General features: G+C 46.4%; 8 protein-coding genes. 4 read left to right on the top strand and 4 right to left on the bottom strand.

The genetic code is table 11. The features are described from left to right. Positions 1–101: 101 nt before the first annotated feature. Both QZ938_RS32220 and QZ938_RS32215 read right to left on the bottom strand, forming a co-directional pair. Positions 102–2345 (bottom strand): tetratricopeptide repeat protein, encoded by a 2244-nt coding sequence (locus tag QZ938_RS32220; protein ID WP_293355161.1) that lies wholly within the window; start codon positions 2343–2345, stop codon positions 102–104. 342 nt (positions 2346–2687) lie between these two features. Further along, positions 2688–3647 (bottom strand): GNAT family N-acetyltransferase, encoded by a 960-nt coding sequence (locus QZ938_RS32215; protein ID WP_293155880.1) that lies wholly within the window; start codon positions 3645–3647, stop codon positions 2688–2690. An 831-nt stretch (positions 3648–4478) separates the two neighbouring features. On the opposite strand from QZ938_RS32215, the gene pap reads away from it, so the two are divergent. Together pap and QZ938_RS32205 are read left to right on the top strand one after the other, a co-directional pair. After that, positions 4479–5966, top strand: coding sequence for a polyphosphate:AMP phosphotransferase (pap, locus tag QZ938_RS32210; protein ID WP_293355158.1), 1488 nt, complete (start codon positions 4479–4481; stop codon positions 5964–5966). Between the two features lie 497 nt (positions 5967–6463). Beyond that, complete coding sequence (locus QZ938_RS32205; protein ID WP_293155871.1) at positions 6464–7450, top strand: YdcF family protein; 987 nt, start codon at positions 6464–6466, stop codon at positions 7448–7450. Here the strand turns inward: QZ938_RS32205 and QZ938_RS32200 are convergent. Next, a complete protein-coding gene (locus tag QZ938_RS32200) occupies positions 7447–7797 on the bottom strand; it encodes a hypothetical protein (RefSeq protein WP_293355155.1) in 351 nt (116 codons plus the stop codon). The genes QZ938_RS32205 and QZ938_RS32200 overlap by 4 nt on opposite strands. Before the next feature lie 264 nt (positions 7798–8061). Here QZ938_RS32200 and QZ938_RS32195 point away from each other — a divergent pair, with 264 nt between their 5' ends. Together QZ938_RS32195 and glsA are read left to right on the top strand one after the other, a co-directional pair. After that, on the top strand, positions 8062–8325 hold the full coding sequence (locus QZ938_RS32195; protein ID WP_293155865.1) for a hypothetical protein: 264 nt from the start codon (positions 8062–8064) through the stop codon (positions 8323–8325). Then, positions 8252–9175 carry a glutaminase A gene (gene glsA, locus QZ938_RS32190; protein WP_293355152.1) on the top strand — a complete coding sequence of 308 codons (924 nt, stop codon included), beginning with the start codon at positions 8252–8254 and terminating at the stop codon, positions 9173–9175. The genes QZ938_RS32195 and glsA overlap by 74 nt, the downstream gene beginning before the upstream one ends. Here the strand turns inward: glsA and QZ938_RS32185 are convergent. Next, positions 9152–9379, bottom strand: coding sequence for a hypothetical protein (locus QZ938_RS32185; protein WP_293365684.1), 228 nt, complete (start codon positions 9377–9379; stop codon positions 9152–9154). The genes glsA and QZ938_RS32185 overlap by 24 nt on opposite strands. Between the last annotated feature and the right edge of the window lie 2 nt (positions 9380–9381).

Here is a 9381-nt window from a genome sequence, read left to right as displayed (position 1 = left end):
TGCAGTAGTATATTGTAGGATGATTTGTCTTGTGAAATAGTCTTTGGCGTCATGTATCCTATTTTATAACACTTTTTTTACTCTGCTTACTTTTTTCTCTCCTACCCCGAATTATTGAGCGGATACTGTTGGATATTGGTGAGATGCGTGCAAATTTCGGGAATTTTCAGGATGTCAGCGAGTTGTGGCAATTGCGCTGTCATTGACTCGCGCCAGGGATGGGATTCTTTGCTTTGCTGTTTGCTGGTTGTTTGGCAGTAATTTTGATAGTTGGTTTTCCAGTTTTTTAGCCATGTTTCTAAACTCTGAGTGTCGCGCTTTGCGAATATAGGTGTGGCGATAACTTCAAACTTGTCTGGGGTAATGATAAAAGCAGTCAGGGAAACTGGGCTGAGATGCCAGTAAATTATCGCAGTTGCGGTGTTGTTTGCCAGTAAGTCTCGGATTTGGTAATAAGTCGGGCTATCGGTACTGTTTGGCGAAGTTGCGCGCATCCATTGCAGGCAAAAGTTTTTCCGGGATTCGGCTTTTTGCAGGGCATTTATCTTGTCGCCAGACTTGACGAGGGCATCGACTTCCAATTGGTAAAGGGTGGCAAATTTGCGCTGGAGTCGCTGTTTGATTTCGGGATGAGTTTCATTGTCTAAAATTAGATCTTCTAAGACGGTGGTAGCTTCGGTAATGTACTCGTTGGTTTTGGTATCTCCCAAGCTGCGACAGACGGTAATTAAGCCTTGCATTACTTCTAAATAAGTTTCTGGGATGAGGGGAGATTTTAAGAATTCGCGGGCTTGTTCGTAGCTGGCTTTGGCTTTGTGGAAAGATTCAAAATATGTGAATGTTTGTTTGCCGTGTTGGTACTGTGCCTTGCCTTTTTCCTTGTGCAAAGTGCCGCAAGCGAGGCGATAGTCGTGGTTGCTGTGGAGATATTTCTGTAAGCCTTCATCCCAATTTTGAATAGCTTCAATGTATCGCCCTGAGTTGAGAAATGAGAAACCTCGATTCCACCAAGCCATCCAGTCTTGATCATCTGTAATTTCTAAGGCTTTTTCTAAGGCTGCTTTTGCCTCACTGTAGCGGCCCAAATCATTTAGGGTCTTGCCCAGACCGTTCCAAGCATAGTGGTATTTGGGGTCAATTTCTAAGGCTTTCTCGTAGGCTGCGATCGCCTCACTGTTACGGCCCAATTCTTTTAGGGCATTGCCCAGCCCGTTCCAAGCATAATGGTATTTAGGGTCAATTTCTAAGGATTTCTCGTAGGCTGCGATCGCCTCACTGTTACGGCCCAATTCTTTTAGGGCATTGCCCAGCCCGTTCCAAGCATGGTGGTATTTGGGGTCAATTTCTAAGGCTGTCTCGCAGGCTGCTTTTGCCTCATTGTAATGGCGCAAACCATTTAAGGCATTGCCCAGCCCGTTCCAGGCATGGTGGTATTTGGGGTCAATTTCTAAGGCTTTCTCGTAGGCTGCTTTTGCCTCATTGTAATGGCCCAAATTATATAGGGCATTGCCCAGACCGTTCCAGGCAAAGTGGTATCTGGGGTCAATTTCTAAGGTTTTCTCGTAGGCTGCTTTTGCCTCATTGTAGCGACCCAATTCTTTTAGGGCATTGCCCAGCCAGTTCCAGGCATGGTGGTATTTGGGGTCAATTTCTAAGCATTTATCGCAGGCTGCGATCGCGCCTTCTAAATCTCCTGCATCATAGCGATCGATTCCTTGTTGATTTAATTCTATAACCTCTTGACTAATTTCTCTTTCTATATATTCTGACTCCGAAGTAGAATCAGATTGGTTAGTAGTGGCTGAATTATCTGTAGAAGAAACACTCAAGCCCTTCCTTGCCAACAATTTAGTAACAATATTTTCACTTACAACCAATGAATCATCCGCCGGAGTTCGAGGTAAATCCAACAATTCAGTAACAATATTTTCACTTACAACCAATGAATCATCCGCAGGAGTCGGATTCAAACTCTCCGGCGGCAACAATTCCCTACCAATCTTCCCAGCAACCTCACTAATTCTCCCGCAATTCATCTCACCCAGCCGCACCATCCGCCCACCCAACTCTAAATGAATTTCCGGCGATACCAGCAACCTTTCTCCAAATTCTTGCAGCCAGTTTTCCCACTCAGCATCATTGATTTTGCTAAGGATTAAAAAGCCTTTAATTTCGCCCCGACTCCAGCCTTCTTCAACACCCTCTAACAGTGCCATGAATTTCTGTTCGTATTCCCCAAAAGAGCGAATCGGAGTTGGCTTGGGCGGTGGCGGTGCAGGTTTGCGGAAACGTCGCTGAATTTGCCGCCACAGGTTGAGGATTCGTTGCCAAATTTGTCCGATCATTGGCTGGGTGGGTGATGTGTTGTTGGTGATTGTAGCAGATTTTGGGGGTGAATGTAGATTTGGCGCGTTGATGTCGATTTAATTACCAAATGTCGTAGGGGCAGGTTCGCCAACCATATATAACGATAACCAACAATATATAAAAACCCGCCCCATCCCACCATGAATTTGAATGTACATTGATATTGTTTGTTGGGTTGGGCGGGTTTTTGAGATTGTTTGTTTGGTGGCGATGATGGTTGGTGAACCCGCCCCTACAGCATTAAAAACACTCTTCAATTGATGTTAGATACCCGACTTATTAAAGAAGTCGGGGATATAGCCTTGAGTACCAACCTTGTTTTAAACTGGTTTAGCCCACGACAGCCAAGTTTCCATCGGGCGGAAACCGACTGATTTGTAAAGCTTTGTTGCGCCTGTCAAACTGTCGGCATCGACGCTGAGTTTAGCTGTATTTGCACCCGCCGCTTTTAAGGTGTGCAAACCAGCTAGCAGCATTGCTTTTCCTAAGCCCATTTTGCGAAAGTCGCGCCGCGTACCCAATAGTTCAATCCAACCGTCTTTTGCGTCGCTGCGGGGGTTTTTTTGGGGTTTGATTTGACAGTCGCAAAATGCTGCAAATTTACGATCGCCCGAAACAGCAATTAAATCTAATTCTGGCTGATAATTCTCGTCTTGCATCCAGTATCGCACGGTTTCGGCAGTTAAATCGTGGTGGTTCCAGTGATCGATAAATGACTGGTTGAACATTTCTACCCAGGGTTGGATGTCTTTTTCCCCGGATACGTGCGTCAGCGCAAAATCTGCGGGAAATTCGGGTGCGGGAATTGGTTCGGCGAGCGATCGCGCCATTGTGAGAAAATAGCGATCGACTTCAAAGCCCTCTTTCTCTAACAGCCGCATCTCGTCGCTTTCATCTTCCCGACTGTAGGTACGCAATTTCGCGGGCAAATTCCGTTGTTTCGAGACTTCGCCCAGGCGCTTTTCGCCCCATTTAATGATATCTTTTTCCAAATCTTGGCCCCGCGCCTTTGGATGCACGTAAAACCAGAGACAGCCGTCTATTTCATCCTGGGAATCGGGCATATCTAAAAGTGCTAAACCAATTAGTCTGTAGTTGCCGTCTTCCCACAACTGTACGTCGCGGGCTTTGTCGAGTGTGGGGGCGTCGAGTACAAGCTTTACTTCGCTAGCGGATACTTCTTCGCCGACTCCATCGACTGCTTCGCAAGCATCGATTAAATTTGCGATCGCACACCAGTCACTTTTGCCTTTGTAGGAGCGTGTTGTCAAGATATTCATAGAAAACTTTGCAATCCGTAAATTCGGACTGTTCCTGTCAGTGGGTATTGTCAAACAAGCACAATAAATTTATTGCAAAAATCCTAGTTTTTGATTTTTAACCGCAGATAAACGCGGAGCAACGCGGATGTAATGCAGATGTAATTTGGTGTCGATAAAACTCAGAAACCTGTTTATATAGCAACCGCCACATTAATTATGACATTCAGGAGATCGTGAATATATCCTCTTGGACTGCCACCATAAACAGTCTCACTGTCAACTGTCAACTGTCAACTGTCAACTGCTATATCACCCAGGCTTTCAGGTTTTATCTCATAGCGCAATCATAAAAATTGGTTTGCCCTTTTGGGCTAGTTTTGTATTTGAGTTGCCGATCCGAGAAGCGCCCAACGTTGGCAAGCAGCGCCCTGGAAGTTATCAAGGCTGATGCTCGATTAACTATGATTTAAATAAATTTGATACAGCTAAGTAAAGAAGTTTTCACCCCCACCGGGTAGTTGATTTTTACTTTGGCTCTGTCTTACAATAAATCCTGTTGCAGGGATTTGTTGCTGCTCCTGTTAACTCTCCTGCTTGGGGGAGGGGAGCAGTTGAACCTCTTAAAAAGTTCCCTATTTCAACTATAACCGCTCAGGTTTTTTTTGGCAAGTTTGAGGTGAGGGGAGTTTTGTTTGTATTAACGATCGCCTGGATTGGGCTAGAGAAGGACTGCACTTTTAACCGGGCATAAGTGTAGTTTTTATAACTTTTTGTGGCACTTGAAGATTTAATTTTATCCTAACGTTAAACTAACGTTAAACTGCTTTCTTGGATTTGCATGAGGTCAATATGCTCGACAACCTCGATTTAGATATTTCCTTGGACAAAGAAACCTATGATGCCAAAATCGAAGTTTTAATGCAGCAGTTGCGATCGCTCCAACTAGCCTGCTGGGAAAAAAAACTGCCCGCAATAATTGTACTCGAAGGCTGGGCGGCCGCCGGCAAAGGCGCCCTGGTCAAAAAAATGGTGGGGTACATGGATCCGCGGGGGTTTGCCGTCCACCCGATTTGGCCGCCGTCAGAGGCAGAAATGGGCTATCCTTTCCTGTGGCGGTTTTGGGAGAAACTGCCGGCGCGAGGGCGGATTGGTTTTTTCTATCACAGTTGGTACACTCATGTTTTAGAAGACCGATTGTTCCAGAGAGTTTCTGACGCCGAAGTACCGACAGTCATCAGGCAAATCAACGCCTTCGAGCGGCAGATGGTAGATGACGGCGCGGCAATTGCCAAATTTTGGATTCACCTGAGCAAAAAAGAACTCAAGCACAGGCTCAAAAAACTAGAAGACGACAGCTTACAAGCTTGGCGAGTGCGGCCCGAAGATTGGAAACAAGCCAAAAAATACCAAGAATACAAAACTTTGGCCGAAGAAATGGTAACTCAAACCGGCACGGGCCCGGCACCTTGGACGCTAGTAGAAGGCGACTGTCAGCGCTGGGCGAGAGTCAAAGTTTTAACGCAAATGGCAGCGACAATTACAGAAGCCCTAGAGAGACTCCCCACGCAATCTACGCCACTGAAATTGCCACCTCAAGAAAGCTTGGCACCCACTGAACCGGATTTGCTCGCCCAAGTAGATTTGACTCAATCGCTGTCGCCAGACGAATACAAACAGGAACTTCGCGCAGCACAAACCAGTTTTGGCAAACTGCAACAAAGCATAGACGAAGATGAAATCCCCGTGTTAGTGCTGTTTGAAGGTTGGGACGCCGCTGGTAAAGGAGGCGCGATCAAACGCTTGACCGACATCCTAGACCCCCGCAGTTACACCGTTAATCCGTTTGCTGCCCCGACAGATGAAGAAAAATCTCACCACTACCTCTGGCGGTTCTGGCGGCGGTTGCCGACTGCTGGTAAAATCAGCATTTGCGATCGCAGTTGGTATGGTAGAGTGCTGGTCGAACGAGTGGAAGGATTTGCCACCGAACCCGAATGGCGCCGAGCTTACCAGGAAATTAACGAATTTGAGGAGCAACTCACCAGTTTCGGTTGTGTCGTAGTTAAATTCTGGCTGCACATCAGTCCAGACGAGCAACTAAAGCGGTTTACAGAGCGAGAAAAAAATCCATTTAAACAATACAAACTCACTCCTGAAGATTGGCGGAATCGCGAAAAGTGGAATTATTATGAAGTGGCGGTGAATCAAATGGTTCAGCGCACCAGCACCCCGTCAGCTCCCTGGACTATAATTGCGGCCGATAACAAGTATTATGCTCGTGTTAAAGTAATTCAAACGGTAACGCAGGCAATTCGGAATCAACTGAAACGCCGATAAATTGGGATTGGTGAATGGGTAACAGGTAATGGAAAAAATACAGGCAGCATAAAGCAGGCTTGAATTGCCAAGTCAATTTGACCGGCCGTCGGCTCCATCCATTATCAATTACCGATCGACCTTTAACCAACTATCGATTACCAATTATCTGTCAGCAATCTGTGACCCGCCCCAAAACGGGTACAAGCCCCCAACGCTATGAGTGTGGAGAGCCTAAAATTTTAGACCAAAGTGCAAGCTCCTAGATTCATCTGTGGAGTCAATCTAAAATCTAAAATCTAAAATTTAAAATCGACTGACTGGAAGTAGCGGGATCTCCTTGCGTGCAACCAATAGTTGATAGCTGACCGGAATAGAGCATTTCTCAGAAATGCGATCGAACTGCACGGCGAAAGTTAACAACCCAACTCAACCGATGCCGGCATTTCCTACCGCAGCTAAATTAGCGCTCGTTCCACACTTCCGTACTAATTTATGAAGACACAGAATATTGCAAGATGCCTGAACTATTCGCTCGCATTCTATTTCTATTCCTCCTCTTCTCACTGATCAAATCGTGGTGGGATCAATCAGGAGGCAAAGACAATCCGTTAATAGACCGGCTGCGCGTTTTGCTGCTGATCAGCCTTTTGTTCCTCGCTTTTTTTGCCCCAGACACGCCAGTCGGAGCAGCGATTTTCGGCTTAATAGCTTTCTTCTTTAAGCCGCTAGGTTTTTCGATCACACTGTTGGTGATTGCATCGGCGCTGATCACGAACGGGGGCATCCGCAACCCGGCGCCGAGAATGATCCTGGCTGCGCTGCTGGTTTTGATTCTGTCGAGTATGCCGGTGGTGGCTTATTGGTTCGCAGATCAAGCAGAACGAGATGCCGCAGCCCGCACAGTTTGCTGCGACGAAACAGCAGCGGCGATCGTCCTGCTGGGCAAGGGAACGACTAACAGTCACAACGCTAACCGAGAAGCAATTCAACTGACAGACACAGGCAATCGCTTGCCCTATGCTGCTGTTTTGTACAAAAAAGAACTAGCACCTTTGGTGATTGTTAGTGCTGGGCCCAGAGCAAATTTACAGAATGATACTGGCGAAGCTAAAGATATCCAAACTTTGCTGGCAAGCAACATGGGCGTGCCGCGCAACAATATCGTTCTCGACGATAATGGCAGGAACATACGCACCAGCGCCGAGGAAGTGAGAAAGATCCTCGACAGCCGCGGCGTCGGGCGCAAAGTAATCCTGGTAACATCTGCAATTCAGATGCGGCGTGCCAGCCTCGCTTTTGCGAATATGGGAATCCAGGTGATTCCTAGAGCTACGGACTTCTACACTTACCAGCCAGTGTCAGGAGGGCATTCCAAACTGCGCTTAGACGCGGCAGATTTCCTGCCCAGTGCAGAAGCTTTGGTAACTACGACACGAGTATTCGATGAATATTTCGGGTCTGTTTATTACTATTTGCGTGGCTGGCAGGCTCCCAGAGCCTAAAGCGGCAAGTTGGTGGTGTTTTTTTGAGGCAACACCGACTGCTCCCCAGATTGGTTTAACATCTCCTGAGAATGAGACCTTTGTGGGGGGCTGTATTTTCTCATTCCGGCGGGATCGCCGACGGCAAAGTTGGCAGTTAATAAAAACACCGCCCAAAATATAGGCTCCTCCCACTTGGATTTTTTTGGAGGTGTTTCTGCGGTTTTAACAGATTCAACGTTTACTTTGATATCTAATTTGCCTTCAATTTCTTTGCCTTTGAGAACTCCGTCCTTGCAGACACCCTTAAAAATCATCGGAGCGGGTTTTGGTGCTTCTGCTGCATCTGTTTTCGGTTCGTCTGCCATTTTTTTTATCCTGGGTTTGAGTAGATCCGATTGGATAGTAGATTCTCAGAGGTTCGGGGGTTTTCCGGAAAGGATTGCGCGAACTCTGAAAAAATTAAATTAAATATGCACCCCGCCCCTGATTGGGGATTAAAAATAAGAAGTTGAAGGCATTTCAAGCTAGTGCTTGTTGATTTTGGGTAGCAGCCCTGCCTTAATGCTGCTACCTATCTATCTGGGTGAAAGGGAGGTTTTTATGCAAAGTACAGAATTTTTAGGAAAATTTTGTCAATAATATTGATTAGCTGCCCGCAGGCGGTAACGATGTTCGTAGTGCGGACTTCAGTCCGCATAATGCGGACTGAAGTCCGCACTACGAACCGATTTTATTGCGATCGACCGATCGCACTTGCCTCACCTCACAAACCGGGTTTTTGGTTCAAAAGGGCGATCGCAAATATTGAAATAACTGAAAGTGAACACACCCACCAGCAAACTATCTTCCCTGCAACTCGAACAACTGGCAGCTTGGGCAACAGAGGCAATTAATCGCAGTAAATCCGGTCAAGTCCCCGCATACGTACCTCTTCTTGCCAAAGCCGACAGACAAGGGTTTTCCGTGCAAATTCGGTCAATTGACGGTCAAATTTTGAGCTGGGGCAGTGTTGCTACCACATTCCCGCTGATGAGCGCAGTCAAACCTTTCGTCTTGCTTTACTTGCTGTGCGAATTGGGCGAAAAAGCAGTTTTTGACTGCGTGGGCTGCGAGCCTTCGGAACTTCCTTTCAATTCCCTGGCTCAACTCGAAAGAGATCGAGGGAAGCCGAGAAATCCGATGATTAATAGCGGGGCGATCGCCCTAGCGTCTTTAATTCCCGGTGAAAATGCGGTGGTGCGCTGTCAAAACCTGCGAAATTGGCTGAACCAACAGGCAAAAAGTCAGTTATTTGTTGACGAGTTAATGCTCGATTCAGTGAATGCAATGCCTAATCAAAAAAATTGGGATCTTGCCTTGGCAATGGTGGAATCTGGTTATCTACAAAACTCGGAAATTGCGTTAGAAACCTACAATCGCGTTTGCTGTTTGTCGGGAAGTGTAGAAGATTTGGCGAAGCTGGGAATGGTGTTGGTAAATGGTGGTGAAGCGATCTCGGAAAACTGTCGCACTGTGAAAGCACTGATGGCTACTTGCGGTTTGTATGAAGCATCGGCCCGCTTTGCGCTGCGGGTGGGAATTCCCGCTAAGTCGGGAGTTAGCGGGGCTTTGTTGTCGGTTATTCCGGGCGAAGGGGCGATCGCCTCTTACAGTCCGCCTTTAAATAAAGAGGGAAATTCTGTCGGCGGTTTGTTTTTATTGGAACGAATAGCTAAATCTCTAAGGCTGAGTGTCTTTGATTAAATTGGGCATGGGGCATGGGGCATGGGGCATGGCAACTAACCAATAACCAATAACCAATAACCAATAACCAATAACCAATAACCAATAACCAATAACCAGTAACCAATAACCAATAACCAATAACCAATAACCAATAACCAATAACCAATAACCAATAACCAATAACCAATAACCAATAACCAATAACCAATAACCAATAACCAATA

This window comes from Microcoleus sp. CAWBG27 (assembly GCF_020883145.1).
Classification (GTDB): Bacteria; Cyanobacteriota; Cyanobacteriia; order Cyanobacteriales; family Microcoleaceae; genus Microcoleus.
The sequence above is the reverse complement of the archived record's forward strand: the minus strand, read 5'-3'. Positions and strand labels throughout refer to the sequence as shown.